The sequence below is a fragment of the Haloferax sulfurifontis ATCC BAA-897 genome, assembly GCF_000337835.1.
GTDB lineage: Archaea > Halobacteriota > Halobacteria > Halobacteriales > Haloferacaceae > Haloferax > Haloferax denitrificans.
Window position 1 is genome coordinate 55460 of record NZ_AOLM01000002.1, and the last position, 15342, is coordinate 70801.

A 15342-nucleotide genomic window follows, 5' to 3' on the forward strand; every position below is an offset into this window, starting at 1 on the left:
CTCCGAGCGCCGCCGTCTCTCTACCTCTCGTCGAGGTCGACCATCGGCTCGGGGTAATCGACACCCAGCTCGACGCCGTAGGACGCCTGTTCGTCCTCGCTCAGTTTCCACGGTTCGCGGGCGTACTCGGCGGGTAACGCGTCGAGTTCGGGGAGCCACGTCGTCACGTACTCGGCGTTCTCGTCGTAGCGCTTCGCCTGCCAGCGCACGTCGAACGAGCGGTCCCGCGAGTCGTTGCCGACGCCCGCGATGTAGGCCCAGTTGCCGTAGTTCGACGCGGGGTCGTAATCGACCAGTCGCGTCTCGAAGTAGGCCGCGCCGCGTCGCCAGTCCAGTCGGAGGTCGTTGGCGAGGAACGACGCGGCGTTCTGTCGCCCGCGGTTCGACATGTAGCCCGTCGCGTTCAGCTCCCGCATGTTCGCGTCGACGAAGGGGATGCCCGTTTCCCCCGCCGCCCAGCGCTCGAACCGCGCGTCGTCGCGTCGCCAGTCGATGTCGGTCCGCTCGCGGATGCCCTCACGGCGGAAGAAGTCGCTCCCGTGTTTGGCGAACTGGAACTGGAAGAAGTCGCGCCAGCGGAGTTCGAAGACGAGCCAGTACGTCGAGTCGTTGGCGACTCGGCGGTCCTCGTAGCGGTCCACCTCTGCCTTGACGTATCGCGGCGAGAGACAGCCCTCGTTCAGCCACGGCGAGAACTTCGAGGAGTAGTCGGCTCCGAGCAGTCCGTTCCGCGTCTCCTTGTACTCGCGGAGGTGGTCACCCGCCCAGACGTACGACTCCACGCGGTCGAGCGCGGCCGTCTCGCCGCCGTCGAACGGGAGGACGCCGCGGTCGTCGGGTGCGGGGTCGAACTCGGCGTCCGAGTTCCCGGCGAGGTCCGAGACCGCGGGAAGGTCGCCCGCGTCGGGCGCGTCTCGGGGGAGCGGCGGGACGGTCGGTTCGGAAAGCGGGTCGCCGCCGGCGGGGTCGCCGCCGCGCGCGCTTCCCGGCCCAGTCTCCGCGTCTGCGTCGGCGTCTTCGGCGGCCGACTCGACCGCCTTCCGAAACGTCGTGTACGTGTCCGGGAGCGCCGACAGCGCCATCGGGAGGTCGTCGACGTGGGTGAGCGTGTGCCCCCAGAAGCGCCGGAGTTCGACCCCGTCGTCCCGGAGCTCCGTTTCGACCGCCGATTCGACCGCCGATTCGACGCTCGACTCCTCGGGCGTCGGGCGCGTGTGGACCGTCACGACATCGGCGTCGACGGTGGTGGCCACCTCGGGGAGGACGGACTCGGGCGTCCCCTCGCGGACGAGGAGGTCGCTTCCGCGGTCGCGGAGCGACGCCCGCAGGTCGGACAGCGCTTCGAGGCGGAAGCGGGCGCGGTGCGCGCCGGTCTTCTCGAACACGAAGGAGTCGGGACCGCCGAACGGTCGGTCGCCGTACTCGCGGGGGTCCACGCAGTAGACGGGGACCACGCGGTCGGCGTCACAGGCGGCCGCGAGCGCCGCGTTGTCGTGCAGGCGGAGGTCGCGGCGGAACCACGCGAGCGAAGTTGACTCGGACATCGTCGGCGGCGCTTAGGATGGGGGTGACTTGAGTCGAACGGCGGATTCGGGGCTGAGAGAATGTGACGACCCTCGACCGCGCCGCCCGACCTACGTCCGGCTTCGCGTCTGTAAGCCGAGTTCCGCGCCGGCGACGACCGCGACCGCGGTGAGCGCGAGGCCGGCGACCAGCCGCGGGTCCACGCCGCCGATGACGGGGACGCCCATCCACCCGGCGACGAGGAGCGCGAGGCCGGCGAGACACGTCGCGAGCGACAGGAGCGCCAGCGGCGGCTGTGTCGGCTCCGGGTCGGCCAAGAAGTGGTCGAGTTCCGCCGCGGCCGAGCCCAGCGAGACGGTCTTCCCCCGCGAGTCGTACGCGACGATGCGGAGCGAATCGAGTTTGGGGAGGTGCGTCTGGTGAAGCGAGATGTAGACGCTCTGCCGGACGTTCTTGGGCGGCGGCGACTCGCCGGACTCCGCGACCGCGATGTACTCCGCGAGGTCGCCGACCGACTCCGGCCCCGCCGCGTCTCGCAGTCGTTCGAGCGCGAGCCGTCGCCGCTCGTTTCTGAGCACGTCGTGGATGTCGGCCTCGTCGAGCGAGTCGTCCGGAGAGTCGTCCACCGCCGGCGGCTCAGCGTCGACCATCGCCCCGCTCAGAGCCAGTCATCGGGCTTCGTGTCGTAGTCGACCTCGCCGGCGGCGATGCGCGCTTCCAGTTCGGGGGCGAGGTCGTGTTCCTCGAACGACTCGCCGTCGTACCGAATCCGGATGGCCCGCTCTTCGGGCGTCGGCTCGCGCCCCCGTCGCCGGGCGACTTCGACCTCGTGTTCGTCGAACTCCTTCGTGATGGTCATCAGGTTCACCGGGCGGCCCCAGAGGTGGTAGACGCGCTCCAAGACGCCCTTGGCCTGCTTCATGTCGAGGATGACGCCGTTGTACTGGTGGCCCAACAGGAGTTCCCCCCGGTTGTCGAAGTTGCCGTCGTACACCGCGATGGTCGGCTTCCCGAAGTTGGTGAACTGGAACAGGAGCTTCTTTTTCACGTCCTGATACTCCGACGAGGAGACGCGGAACTGCCGCGACGACTGGGAGAACTCGTAGGCGAAGTAGTGGTTCGCGCGGACGAACTCCTCGGAGAGGAACGCGTCGAGGAACGTCACGTCGTTGTGGCTCTCGCGAATCTCGCGCATGCGGTCCCAGCCGGCGGTCTTGTCCACGTCGGCGACGGCCTCCGCGACGCTGTCGTACACCTCGTCGTCGAACATGTACCGCGAGAGCTGTTCGAGCTCGGAGCGCCGAATCCGGCTGAGGAACCCGCGGTTCTGCGACTTGACCAGCGAGTAGTGTCGCTCCGCGAGCCCCTCGTAAGTGAGCAGTTTCCACGGGTAGGCGTCGAGGTCGAGCGACTCGTCGCCCGAAAGCGCCCGGTCGAGCGTCTCGTGGTCGACTCTGGGGTCGTCCGGGCCGAGTTCGGACAGTTCGTCGAGGGAGTCGGCGCTGACGCCGTCGATGGCGGGGTCCGCCCGGAGGAGTTCCTGCACCTCGTCGAAGTCGACCGTCTCGCGGAAGTTGCGCCACGTGACGCCCTTCACGCGCAGGAGCTTGTCGGCGACCTCCGCGCGGTTCGTCGAGTTCTCGATGTACTCCCACAGCTCCTTGCCGAGCTTGTAGGGGTTGAGTCCGGGCGACCCGAGGACGCGCGACTGGTGGTCGGCGTAGGTGATGAACTCGTCCGTGCCCGCGAAGCGCTCGTCGCCCATCATGAGCGACTCCCAGTAGGCCGCCCAGCCCTCGTTCATCACCTTCGTCATCTTCTGGGCGGCGAAGTAGTACGCTTCCTCGCGGAGCATGTCGAGGATGTCCTTCTGCCACGGCTCCATCTCCTCGGCTTTGCCCGTCTCCTCGTCGTACCGCATGCCGTGTTCGCGGACGTACGCGAGCACGTCCTTCCGGGGGTCGGTGAGCTTCGCGGCCTCGCGTTCGGCCTCCTCGGCCGCTTCGAGCCACGCGTCGTCGAACACCTCGCGGCGCACGTCCTCGGAGATGTCGAGGCTCTCCAGCTGGGCGCGGATGTCGCCGGGGATGCGGCCGTCCTCGTCGGCGGCGGCCTCGCGGATGGTCCGGTGCTGGTCGATGGTGTCTTCCAGACAGAGGACGGCGTCGATGAACTTCTCGATGTCGTCCCGGCTGATTTCGGGGTTCTGGACGTACCGCTCGATGGTCTGGGCGTGCCGTTCGAGCATCGCCGCGGCGGCGAACTGCCCCTCGTCGGAGAACAGCCCGAACCACTGGTTGTTCTTGAAGAAGTCCGAGTGCGCCTCGACGTGCGTGATGACGGCCTTCTGGTCGGCAAGCGAGTTCGACTCCTGGAGGAAGGCGTTCGCGGGGTCGTCGTTGTTGACGATTTCGAACGCCTTGCCCATGCCGAACTGGTCGGTCTTCCGCTGGCGGTCGTAGGTCATCCCCCACCGCCAGTGCGGATACCGCTCTTGGAAGCCGCCGTAGGCGATGAGCTGGTTCATCTCGTCGTAGTTGACCACCCAGTAGTTCACCGGGTAGGGGTCGAGTCCGAGCTTCTTGGCGAGCGCGCCGGCCTCCCGGACGGGCTCGTCGAGTCTGGCGGCCTCGCGCTGTGCGTCTCTGCGGTGTCGTCTGAAACTCATTCTGCTGTCGCCTCCGTGCTGAGGATGGTGTAGATGGCGTCGATGACGTCGTCGGGCTCCGAGACGTACGCGACGACGACGTTACCCTGCTCGCCGAGGCTCCGCTCGACCTCTTCTGCGTGCGTGGCGTTGATTGCGGTCCCGCCGGGTTGGGTCTCCACGTAGGCGTGGAGGTTCGCGTCAATCTCCTGCATGAGCGGGACGACACGCTCTTTCGTGTCGTTCGAGGAGTTCTCGGAGTCGCCCGCGGCGAAGACGTAGCGGTTCCACTCGCGCCATGGGTAACGCTCGTCCAAGACCTCCTTGGCCAGCTCGTAGGCCGACGAGATGCGCGTCCCGCCGCCCGAACGGATGCCGAAGAACTCGTCGCGTTCGACCTCCCACGCCTCGGCGTCGTGGGCGATGTAGACGAACTCGGCGTGGTCGTACTTGCCCGTGAGATACCAGTCGAGCGGGGTGAACGTGCGCTCGACGAGTTCGCGTTTCGTCTCCCGCATCGACCCCGACACGTCGCGGATGTTGACGACCACGACGTTCGACTGCTTCTTCTCTACGACCTCGGGGTGGCGGTAGCGCTCGTCCTCGCGGCGGAACGGAATCTCGCGGAGCCCCTCCCGGCGGATGCGCTGGATTGCCGTCGTCCGCTCGACGTTCTCCTCCATCTCCGCGAAGGAGGCCCACGTCCCGCGCTCGTCGTCCGGAATGCGGCCCCACTCGTCTTCTATCCACGCCATCGAGACGAGGATGTTCTGCTCGCGGCACCACTCGAACACCTCGCGGGCGGTGGTACCCTCGACCTTCATCGCCTCGCGGACGAACTCCTCGTCGAAGTCCATCGCCAGCTTGCGCTTCAGGCCCTCCTTGAACAGGCGCTCGAAGTCGAGGGTGCTGTGGGGGCCGCTCCGGGTGATGTCGGTGAAGTCGCCTTCGACCTCCTCTACGACCTCCTTGCCCTTCGGTTCGAGTTCGAGGCCGAGTTCCTCGTCCAACGCCTCGGCGAACTGCTCGGGGTCCATCTCGTAGTACTCGTGTTCGGCCCCCTCCTCGCCCGGTTCGCCGTCTTCGCCGTCGCCGTCGCCGGGTTGCGGCTGGCCGAGCGGCTGGCCCACGTCGGGCGTGCCGCCTTTGCCCTGTCCGACGCCGCCCATGTCGAGGCGGTCGTACTTGAACTCCGGCAGGTCCACGACCTTGATGGGTATCTTGATGTCCTTCGACCCGGACGCGCCGAGGTCGCCGTAGGAGATGAACTCCTTGAGGTCTTCGCGGCGCTCTTCGCCCACTTCGCGGAATCGTTCGAGGTCGTCTCTCAGTCCCATGTGTGGCTCACCTCCTTCATCACGGCGCGGCTGGTCAGTTCGGCCGACGCGGCGGTGTAGCCGCGGTCGACCAGTTCGTCGATGGTGCGGGCTTTCACCCGCGCCGTCTCGGTGTTCGCCGGCGGGTCGTCCCACTGGCGGGGGTCGAGGTCGGAGAACAGCCGGCGCACGTCCTCCCAGTCGTGGGTTTCGAGCACCGTCCGGATGACCGGAATCTCGGTGAGGTCAACGTCGGAGACGGTGAATCCCTCGTCGCGGTTCTCCCACGCGTAGCGGTTGAGTGCGGTGATGACCTTCTCGTTGCGGAACTCCTCGACCGACTCGGAGGGCTCGTTGCCCTCGTAGTCGCCCGGCGAGAAGCGCCCGAGGTGCTCGGTCTCGAACAGCTTCATCAGAAGCGGGTCGGGGTCGACCGGCCCGCGCTCGGTCTCTATCTGTCCGTCGGACGCCCACGCGTAGACGTGTTCGACGTACTCCTCGACCGTCTCGCGCTCGACGCCCTTGTCGGCGAGGAGCGCGTCGAGCACGTCCGCCTCCTGCCGGTCGAAGATGTACGATTTGACCATCGCGATGCGGCCCTCGTACTCCGAGGACTCCGCCCGCGAGAACACCGGCGCATCGGAGAGTTCGGCGACCATCTCGTCGAGCACGTCGGTCGGCATCACCACCGACGACACGTCGAGGTCGGGGTGTCTGCGGTCGATGCGGTCGTGAAGCAGGTCGGCGATGACGTCGCGGGTGAACGTCACGGGAATCCCGTGGGTCCCCTCCGAGTCGCCGATGAACTCGAACGCCGACACCTCGTGGCGCTGGTCGCCGACCTGCAGGTAGCCGCGGTCGAACAACAGCGCCTTGTCCACGAGGTCGAACTCGACGTCCGGGTCGCGCGGCACGTCGTCGCCGTCGAGGCGGGTCACGACGCTGTAGAGCGCCGCGGCCTCGACCGCGTGCGGGGCGAGTTCGCGGGTTCGGACCTCGCCCGGCCCCTCGCGCACGTCCAGCGAGACGGCCTCGGCGACGCGGTCGGCCATCGCCTCGGGGTCGTCGGTCCAGACGCTCGTCTCGTTCGTCAGCTCGCGGCGGATGAGTTCGGCCTCCAGCGAGAGGTTCGTCAGGTAGCGGAACTCGTGTTTGTTGAGCCGGCGCTTGAGCGCCTTCAGCGGGTCGCGGCCGTTCCGGTCGGCGTACTTGTCGAGTTCGGCGTCGAGGTCCGGGTTCGAGATGATGACGAGCTGGGTGTCGATGTCCATCCCGATTCCCTTGTCCAGTTTGACGTGGCCCTCGTCGGGGACGTTCAGGAGCTTCTGGAGCAGGTCGGCGTGCTGGGTGGCGTCCTCGACGATGGTGAGGAGGCCGTTGCCCTGCGAGAGCACGCCGTCGTAGCTGAACGCCTGCGGGTTCTTCCGCCCGCGGGAGTTCAGCTCGCGGAGCATGCTCGGCATCCACGACCCGACCAGTCGCTCCTTGGGCGAGCCGTCGTCCTCCGAGTGGAGGACGCCGACGCCGCGGCCGACGTCGACGACGTAGTTCTTCACCCGGAGGTGTTTCGGGTCCGTGACGGCGCTGAAGAGGTCGCTTTTCCCCGCCCGGCGGAACTCCTCTTCGAGGTAGGTGTACGCCTCCAGACAGAACGGGTCGAGGTCCTCGTCCACGTCGATGGCGATGTGGTCGCCGTTCCTGCTGTTGAGGTCGGCGAGCAGTCGCTTGCGGACCTCGGCGGGGAACACCGAAAGCGGGTGCGACTGGACCGGGCTCTCGTACCAGTCCTCGTCGTCGGCGTCGACCTCGCCGCCGTAGGACAGCCCGCGGGTGTCGTCGGCGTTGGCGACGTTCCACTCGACGGTGTAGCGCCGCCCCGCGTCGGTCTTCGAGTACTCCCGAAGCCCGTTGATGAGACAGCGTTTCAACTCGGATTTGCCCGTGGCCGTCGGGCCGTCGAACCAGACGATTTTCTCGGCTTTGCCGCGGTCGGCGGCGATGGTCCGCAGGTCGTCGACGAAGGCGTTGAGCACCTCCGTGTTGCCGAGGACCGCGTGCTCGCCGTCGTTGGCGGGGTCGTCGAAAAAGCGGTAGCGCTGTTTTTCCTCGCCCTGTTCGACCACCTGTCGGGTCCCCATCGACTCGATGGCCTCCAAGAGGTACTTCGACGCGTGGGAGGCGATAGACGGCGACTCGAACGCGGCGTCGACGTACTCGCCGAGGCTCATCGGCTCCTCGTAGGTGCCGCGGAGCGCCTCGTCCGCCTCGCGGATGTAGTCTCGCATGGTCACCCTTCGAGTTCGGCCTTCGCCACCTCCGCACCGGCGAACTCGAGCACCTCCCGTGCGCCGTCGCGCGAGTAGCCCTGGTCGACGAGCGCGTCGATCCACGCGTTGCGCTCGTCGTCGTCCAGTTCGTTCGCGCTCACGAGCGCCGAGAAGTTGATGTTGTGCTTCTTGTCCTCCCAGAGCTTGCGTTCGAGGGCGCGGCGGAGGCGGTCGTTGTCCTGCGGGTTGAACGACGTCCCCTCGCGGGCGCGCCGGGAGACCCAGTTGGAGACCTCCTGTCGGAAGTCGTCCTTGCGGTCCTCGGGGATGTTGAGCTTCTCTTCGACCGCGCGGAGGAACTTCTCGTCGGGCTCTTGGTCGCGGCCCGTCAGTTCGTCTTCGACCGTCGCGTCGTCGATGTAGGCCATGACGTGGTCCATGTACTTCTCGCCCTGCCGGCGAATCTCGTCGATGTCGTAGGCGAGGGCGTGGCGCACGTCCTCGATGGCGCGCTCTTTGTACTCCTCGCGGACCATCTCGAGGTAGCGGTGGTAGCGTTCGAGGTTCTCCTCGGGAATCGACCCGTGGTTTTCGAGGTTCTCTTCGAGGTGGGTGAACGAGGACAGCGGCGAGAGGTAGCCCCGACCGCGGTGGGTCGCGTCCATGATGGCCTCGGCGATTTCGTCGCCGATGAACCGGGCGGAAACGCCGTCCATCCCCTCGGCGATGTCGGCTTTCTTCTCGCCCTCCTCGCGGAGTTTGCGCACGTCCACGTCGTCGCCGTCGTCCAGCTCGCCGTTGTAGGCCTTCGCCTTCTGAACGAGCGAGATGGTGTCGGAGTCGGGTTCGACGATGCGCGTCAGGACGCCGAACAGCCCGGACATCTCCAGGGTGTGCGGCTCGACGTGGATGTCTGGCACGTCGGCGTTCCGGAGCATCTTCCGGTAGATTTCGGCCTCCTGTTCGTATTCGAGGACGTACGGGAAGTCGATGCGCTTGGTCCGGTCGTTGAACGCCTCCATCTTCTCGTCGCCTTTCTTCTCGCGGTACTCGGGCATGTTCGTCCGCCCGACGATGACCTGGTCGATGTCGATTCGGGGGTTGTTCTTCGGCTTGATGGTCTGTTCCTGCGAGGCGTGCAGGAAGTCGTAGAGGAACTCCCGCTGGAGCTTCAGCAGTTCCTCGCCGGAGAAGATGCCGCGGTTCGCGTTACAGAACGCGCCGGCGTAGTCGAACGCCCGGGGGTCGGACTCGCCGTACACCGCGAGTTTCGAGTAGTTGACGTCGCCGGTGAGTTCGGTCTCGTCTTGGTTCTTCTTGTCCTTCGGCTCGAACGTCTCGATGCACTGGCGTTTGTTCTCGGAGGCGACGAGCCGGACGATTTCGATGTGGTTCTCGACGACCTCCTCCAAGTCGTCGTCGTAGTGGGCGAGCAGTCGGTCCATGTAGAACTCCGAGGCGGGGTCTAACGCCTGGTCGTTCCGGATGGTGTAGGGCGCGTCGAGGTTCTCGTTCAACTGCTCGATGACCACGTCGCGCTGTTCCTGCGGGAGCAACACGAGCGGGTCCTGATTCATCGGCGACTGGACCACGTCGTCGGACGGGTCCTGGTCGCGGATGACGTCGCCGATGTTCGTCCACCGGAAGGTGTACATCCGCCCCTCGTCGGACATGGTGTAGTCCTCGAAGTAGCGGCGGGCAATCCAGTCGAAGTGCGACTTCCCGGAGCCGACGGGGCCCAAGAGGAGTTTGATGCGCTTTTCGGGGCCGAGGCCGCGGGCCCCCGATTTCACCTTGTTGACGAACTCGTGTATCGACTCGTGCACTTCGCGGCCGTAGAAGACGTTCTCTCCGTCATGAAGGGGGTCTTCGGAGGCCATGAGGTACTCCACGACGCCCGCGTCCTCGTCGTAACGGGTGCCGTAGAAGTCGAACATGTCCGCCACGCGCTGGTGGGCGTTGCGAGCGATCTTTGGGTGAGCGTAGACCTCTTCCAAGTACCACTCGAAGCTCTTGGCCTCGCGGAGGTCCGCGGGCACGGAGTCTTTGTAGTGCTTGCTCAGGTCTGCGAGTGTTTCAATTTCGCCGGTCATTGTTCGTGGAGCCTCGTCGGACCAGCCGTCCGGAGACGACCGAGGGCGACGCGCCCGCGTTCGCGGGTCGCAGACGACACACCCAGAGCCACGGACCCGCGGCGACAGACCGCGGGCGGTGAATCGAAGTGCGTCGCCGCCGCTACGCGCTCACGACGGGTCGGCGACGGGCGACAGAATCGGCGATTTGCGGACGATGCGTGACGGCTCGCTCGGCCCGGGGACCGAGACTACCAATCAATGAGAGACGTTAACATATAACGCTTTCTGTGAAAGTAGTCAACTGATTGTCTCGAACGCCAACCAATCCAGATACGTACCACATCGGGTGACCCTTCGACTGACCGACGTGTGTCGATTTAATCGGCGATTCAGTCCGTTGGCGGTCTCGTTAATCTCGTCGGCTGGGATTCATGTCGTCTCCGTCCGGTCACGTTTGAGGGGTGAACCACGCCGTCGAGTCGGCGTCAAGCCGCTGTCGAGCCGCCGTCGCGGCGACGCGCGAGCGCGACGCGAGGGCGCGACCGGCGGGCGCGGCGGAAGCGGGAAGGCTTAGGACGCGCGGCGGACTAGCACGCCCATGACCGACCTGCCCGACGGGTGGACGCTCTGGAACGACGAACCCGAGGGGCGGCGCATCCTCGCGTATCGCCCCGACGTGTTCAACGAGAGCGCCTTCCCCGCCGAGTGCATGCCGACCGTCTTCGTCTGGAACGGGTCGCGGGCGAACCGTCCGGGCGCGACGCAGATACGCACCGAGACGTGGCACGCGGTGCTCTATCTCGAACCCGAAATCGAGGTCGTCGTCGAGGCGTTCGACTCCCGCGAGGCGGCCGTCGAGGGGGCGACCGACATCGCCGGGCGGTTTTCCGACGGCGAGATAGACTACCGGAGCGCCTACCAGGTCCCCCGCGAGGACTACTTCGCGAAGCTCGACGAGCTGACCGGGCGGGAGCCTTAACCACCTCGCAGGAGAACCACCGCTATGACCTCCGTCACTCTCGTCGGTGCCCGCCTGACCGACCCCGGCACCGAGTTCGTCTACCGCGGCGAATCGAGCGCCTGCGAGGGCTGTCCGTACCGCCGCCAGTGTCTCAACCTCACCGAGGGCGTCCGCTATCGGGTCCTCGACGTGCGCGAGAACACGCAGGTTCTCGACTGCGCCGTCCACGACGAGGGCGTCCGCGCGGTCGAGGTCGAGCCGGCCCCGGTCACGGCGAACGTCCCCTCGAAGGGCGCGTACGCCGGGAGCAAGGCCAGCCTGCAGGGTCCCTGCCCGCACACCGAGTGCCCGAGCCACGAGTACTGCGTCCCCGAGGGGGCGGAGTTCGACCAGGAGTACCGCATCCACGACGTACTGGGCGACCCCCCGCACGACCACTGCCACCTCGACCGGAACCTGACGCTCGTCGAGTTCGAACCCGCCGACGAATAGGGCTTTTCTGCGGTTCTCGGTCGCCGACGCGGTGACTCGAATCCTCGGGGAGGGCGACGAACAGACGGGAGAACCGAGAGAGCCGACCGACTACGGGAGCGTGCCGACCTTCTCGCCGGCGTAGCCGAAGATGTCCGCGTAGCCGTACGCCGAAAGGAGAATGGGGTAGAAGTCGCGGTCGGCGACGAACTGCTCGGCGTCGGCGCGGGCGAACGTCTCGCCCGCCGAGACGGGTTCGAAGTTGGTCGCGTGGACCTCGTACTGGTCGGCCGGCGGCTTGGGAAGCCGTTCGAGCAGGCGGAACACGTCGAGGCTGTGCTCCTCGGGGATGCCGAGTTTCAGCCGGTCGTCTTCGGTCTGCGACGCGGTTTCGTCGGGTGCGCCGCCGTCTTTCCCCCCGTCGCTCGCAATCGCGGGCGCGGGGAGGGCGTTGGTCGCGGTGAGGAACGCCCGGATGAGCCAGTAGGCGTTGTCGGCGGCCTCGTCGGACTTCTGGAGGCCGGCTTCGACCTCGATGGTGTGGGCGTGTTCGATGAGGCGGCCCTCCGCGAAGTGGTTCGTCTCGACGGCCACGTCGACCGGGAGGCGAGGGAGAATCGACCGGGAGATGGCGTCGACCGTGTCCACGATGGCGAACGGCTCGGCGTACGACTGGGTGGAGTGAATCGAGAAGGCCGTGGTGCCGCGGACCTCGCGGCCGAGGTCGTGGGCGAGGCGTCGCTCGTGGCTCTCGGCGTTTGGGTCGCCGGGGAACGCCCGGTTGAGGTCGTCGTCGAGGTAGCGCTCGTCCGCCGCCAGCGCCTCCTCGTTGGCGACGATGAGCTTCACCGGCCGCTCGACGTCGGGTTCCTCCGCGACGAATCGCTCGATGGCGCGAGCACCACAGGGCTCGTCGCCGTGGATGGACCCGACGACCGACACTTCCGGCGTGCCGTCACCGAGTTCGTAGATTCGCATTGCCGGTTCCTAGAACTGGACGCTAATGGACCTTTAGATTCTCCCGGTTCGCGCCGCTTTCGCCGACGCGTCAGCCGAGACAGTCGCCTCGGAACTGCGGCATCTCCGGGTCCGACGCGGTCAGTGGTCGAGTTCCTCGGCGTACTCGTAGTCGGCGGGATAGGCGGTCGCGCGGTGTCCGTCGAGGGCGATCTGCCAGCCGTGGAGCGCCGTCGGGTCGTCCAGCGCCGCCCGGAGGGTCGCGCGCACGTCGTCCACGTCGACGCCGTAGAAGTCGCTCGGGACGCCGCGGATGTACTCCAGCGCCGTCTCGAACAGCGACCGCATCCCCGCGTCGTTCTCGAAGTCGAAGTGCTTGTACGCGCCGGCGGCGACCTGCACCATCCCGTGGAGGAAGGCGCTTTCGGCGGTCCCCGCGCCGTAGTTGTACCACTCGTCTTCGAAGCAGTCGTGGCTCTCGTGGAAGTCGCCGGAGTTGAACAGGCGGACGCCGTGTTCGACCGCCCGCCGGAGCGTCGCGTGCTCCCACGTCCGCAGGTCGTCGTCCCACCCCGACGGGTTGCCGAGCGGCGGGGCGACGCTCGGGTCGCGGGTGTGTTCGTCCATGTGAGTCAGGGCGACCGGGAGGCCGGTAACTCCATCGGTGGCGCAATCGGTCGCGCGGTTTTTTCCTGCTGGCGCGACAACGGTCGGACGTGACGGACGCGATAGACTGCACCTACTGCGGGAGCGACGTTCGGCGTCACGACCCCGTCTTCGTGGAGGAACTCGACGCCGGCGAGCGCGTGCCGGCGGGCGCGTTCTGCAACTACGCGTGCCTCTCGTCGCACATCGACGCGGCGGGGCTCGCGACCGGAGCGTCCTGCGAGTGGCGACCGGAGTAGTCTCCGGACCCGCTCGCCCCGGTCCGGCCGACCGGACCGGGGGCCGTGTTCGCCTCGTCTGCGGCGTCGCCGTTGTCGGTCTCCTCGTCGTCGAGCGGCTCGGCGGCCTCGTCTGACGTTTCGCAACGTTTTAGCGGTCCCCCTGTCGTACTTGAGTACGCGCGAGGGTAGCTAAGTCAGGAAAAAGCGGCGGACTCAAGATCCGCTCCCGTAGGGGTCCGTGGGTTCAAATCCCTCCCCTCGCACTTCTGCCGAAACACGACGCGATGAGCGGCGAGTACGCCCTGCGGGATTCGAATCGGGGAGCGGAAGCGACCGTGGTGGACCTCCTCCACAGGTGAGCATACGGACGCCGAGGAGGACCGCCGTGCCAATATAAACCGACCGATCGACCGCCGACGCCGTCGTTTCTACTCCCGTGAGCTTCTCGGCCACGCCGCCGCGACAGCGACGCCACGCGTCTCCAGCGGCATCCCGAACGATTCATCATGAACAGACCACGTTTCCGGTGAAAAGGGCCGGAGGGGAGCCGACCGAGGACGACATTCGACGACGACTTCGACTAGGCTGTCGGCCGAACTGACTATCAGTGTTCTCTGACTGTCCAAAATATATCAGAAACATTCATTATGTTATCGGGCCTACTGTAGTGTTGCCGGAAGCGCAAGGACGCACCGGATGACCAAACCGAATCCCTCGGACGACGTGAAAGGCGTCGACGACGGTACGCATCGCAAGGTGCGGAGGAATGGAATCGACACGAACACCGAGTCTTTCGTAACAGGAAGACGAGGTCAAAGTGCCGAAGAGGAACCGAAACAGCCCCGTAACCGCTCTGCGAGCGAGTGGCAGGAAGACCAAGTACCGGACCACGAGGAATCGGAGTTCGGGAACTCGGCGCAAGCCGAAAACGGTCGTGAGGGTTGTGGAAAACGTCTTCCGTCCGGGTTCTAATTGCGGATTCTGGCTTTTCCGTTATCTGCCCTTCGAGCGAGTGGTCCGCCTCGCGGGGGCGCGCAGTTCACGACCCGTCGAGTCGGTGGCGCGTCGGCGACGACGTTACGGCCGAACCAACTGACTCATCAGTCGCAGATACTCCGAGGCGACGAGCGGTTCGTCGGCCGCGGTCCGCTCGACGGCCGCCACGCCGTGTTTCAGTTTCTCCTTGAGCGGACTCGGCGGCACCTTGTGGCCGACCACGCGAGACGCCGTCTCGACGTGCTCCAACGCGGTCTCGGCGTCGCCGGCTCTGACCGCCGCTCTGGCGTCGTCGAAGGACGCCGCGAGCGACTCGCGGAGCCGCGCCGGGAGGTCGATAGCGTCTGACACGCCACGAGGTAAACCGCCCATCGACATAAGCCACCGGGCCGCGCCGCCGTCGGGTCGGTGGATATAGGCACCTGCCGGTCCTGCCACGCCCATGAACGAACTCGACGCCCGAGCGGACCGGGCACAGCGCGCGGCCCGAGACGGCGGCGCGGTCGCGCGGCGCGCCTTCAGAACCGGCGTCGCCGTCGAGACGAAAAGCGGGAAGACGGACGTGGTCACGCAGGCCGACAGAGACGCCCAGCGCCGCGTCGTCGACCGAATCCGCGGTGCGTTCCCCGACGACCCCATCGTCGGCGAGGAAGAAGACGAACTCAAGTCGGTTCCCGAGTCGGGGCCGGCGTGGGTCGTCGACCCCATCGACGGCACGAACAACTTCGTGCGCAACGTGCCGGTCTGGGCGACCGCGGTCGCCGCCGTCCGCGACGGGGAGCCGATCGCGGCGGCCAACTACCTGCCCGCGCTCGACGACTGCTACGCGGCCGACGACGAGACGGCCTACCGAAACGGCGAGGAGATTTCGGTGAGCCAGCGCGACGACCCCGAGACGTGTACGGTCTGTCCGACGTTCTGGTGGGACTACGACGCCCGCGACGAGTACGCGGCGGCGACCCGCGCCATCGTCACGCGCTTCGGCGACCTGCGGCGCTACGGGAGCATGCAGGTCGTGCTCTCGTACGTCGCCGACGGTTCGCTCGACGGCGTTATCACCAACAAGCGGGCGAACCCGTGGGACTCGGTCGCCGGCGCGCACCTCGTTCGGATGGCCGGGGGTACGGTCACCGACCTCGACGGGGACGAGTGGCGACACGACTCTGAGGGACTGGTCGCCTCGAACGGGCGCGTCCACGACGCGGTGCTCGAAGCGGCGCGGGAAATCGACGGCCGGTAAC

General features: G+C 66.8%; 13 protein-coding genes and 1 tRNA gene. 5 read left to right on the forward strand and 9 right to left on the reverse strand.

The window, feature by feature from the left end; genetic code table 11:
• Positions 1–20 precede the first annotated feature (20 nt).
• The 6 genes from C441_RS00335 to C441_RS00360 form a co-directional block, all read right to left on the reverse strand.
• Entirely contained in the window at positions 21–1544 is a 1524-nt protein-coding gene (locus C441_RS00335) for a DASH family cryptochrome (protein WP_007273267.1), read from the reverse strand.
• 90 nt (positions 1545–1634) lie between these two features.
• Entirely contained in the window at positions 1635–2174 is a 540-nt protein-coding gene (locus C441_RS00340; protein WP_007273268.1) for a DUF7344 domain-containing protein, read from the reverse strand.
• 8 nt (positions 2175–2182) lie between these two features.
• Positions 2183–4192 carry a SpoVR family protein gene (locus C441_RS00345; RefSeq protein ID WP_007273269.1) on the reverse strand — a complete coding sequence of 670 codons (2010 nt, stop codon included), beginning with the start codon at positions 4190–4192 and terminating at the stop codon, positions 2183–2185.
• Complete coding sequence (locus C441_RS00350) at positions 4189–5508, reverse strand: YeaH/YhbH family protein (protein ID WP_007273270.1); 1320 nt, start codon at positions 5506–5508, stop codon at positions 4189–4191. Before C441_RS00350 ends, C441_RS00345 begins: the two co-directional genes overlap by 4 nt.
• On the reverse strand, positions 5499–7772 hold the full coding sequence (locus tag C441_RS00355) for a PrkA family serine protein kinase (protein ID WP_049920347.1): 2274 nt from the start codon (positions 7770–7772) through the stop codon (positions 5499–5501). The genes C441_RS00350 and C441_RS00355 overlap by 10 nt, the downstream gene beginning before the upstream one ends.
• Positions 7773–7774: 2 nt before the next feature.
• Entirely contained in the window at positions 7775–9847 is a 2073-nt protein-coding gene (locus C441_RS00360; protein ID WP_007273272.1) for a PrkA family serine protein kinase, read from the reverse strand.
• A 580-nt stretch (positions 9848–10427) separates the two neighbouring features.
• Between C441_RS00360 and C441_RS00365 the strand changes: the two genes are divergently transcribed.
• Together C441_RS00365 and C441_RS00370 are read left to right on the forward strand one after the other, a co-directional pair.
• Positions 10428–10808 (forward strand): DUF5820 family protein, encoded by a 381-nt coding sequence (locus tag C441_RS00365; protein ID WP_007273273.1) that lies wholly within the window; start codon positions 10428–10430, stop codon positions 10806–10808.
• A gap of 24 nt (positions 10809–10832) precedes the next feature.
• Positions 10833–11282, forward strand: coding sequence for a UPF0179 family protein (locus C441_RS00370; protein ID WP_007273274.1), 450 nt, complete (start codon positions 10833–10835; stop codon positions 11280–11282).
• Between the two features lie 90 nt (positions 11283–11372).
• Here C441_RS00370 and C441_RS00375 read toward each other — a convergent pair whose 3' ends face one another.
• Together C441_RS00375 and C441_RS00380 are read right to left on the reverse strand one after the other, a co-directional pair.
• Positions 11373–12239 carry a succinylglutamate desuccinylase/aspartoacylase domain-containing protein gene (locus C441_RS00375; protein ID WP_007273275.1) on the reverse strand — a complete coding sequence of 289 codons (867 nt, stop codon included), beginning with the start codon at positions 12237–12239 and terminating at the stop codon, positions 11373–11375.
• Between the two features lie 120 nt (positions 12240–12359).
• A complete protein-coding gene (locus tag C441_RS00380) occupies positions 12360–12845 on the reverse strand; it encodes a DUF309 domain-containing protein (RefSeq protein WP_007273276.1) in 486 nt (161 codons plus the stop codon).
• An 89-nt stretch (positions 12846–12934) separates the two neighbouring features.
• On the opposite strand from C441_RS00380, the gene C441_RS00385 reads away from it, so the two are divergent.
• Both C441_RS00385 and C441_RS00390 read left to right on the forward strand, forming a co-directional pair.
• Positions 12935–13123 carry a hypothetical protein gene (locus tag C441_RS00385; protein ID WP_007273277.1) on the forward strand — a complete coding sequence of 63 codons (189 nt, stop codon included), beginning with the start codon at positions 12935–12937 and terminating at the stop codon, positions 13121–13123.
• A gap of 161 nt (positions 13124–13284) precedes the next feature.
• Positions 13285–13368 (forward strand) — tRNA-Leu (locus C441_RS00390).
• A gap of 814 nt (positions 13369–14182) precedes the next feature.
• On the opposite strand, the gene C441_RS00395 is transcribed toward C441_RS00390, so the two are convergent.
• Positions 14183–14452 carry a hypothetical protein gene (locus C441_RS00395; protein WP_007273278.1) on the reverse strand — a complete coding sequence of 90 codons (270 nt, stop codon included), beginning with the start codon at positions 14450–14452 and terminating at the stop codon, positions 14183–14185.
• Positions 14453–14543: 91 nt separating this feature from the next.
• On the opposite strand from C441_RS00395, the gene C441_RS00400 reads away from it, so the two are divergent.
• On the forward strand, positions 14544–15341 hold the full coding sequence (locus tag C441_RS00400) for an inositol monophosphatase family protein (RefSeq protein WP_007273279.1): 798 nt from the start codon (positions 14544–14546) through the stop codon (positions 15339–15341).
• Position 15342: the final 1 nt, after the last annotated feature.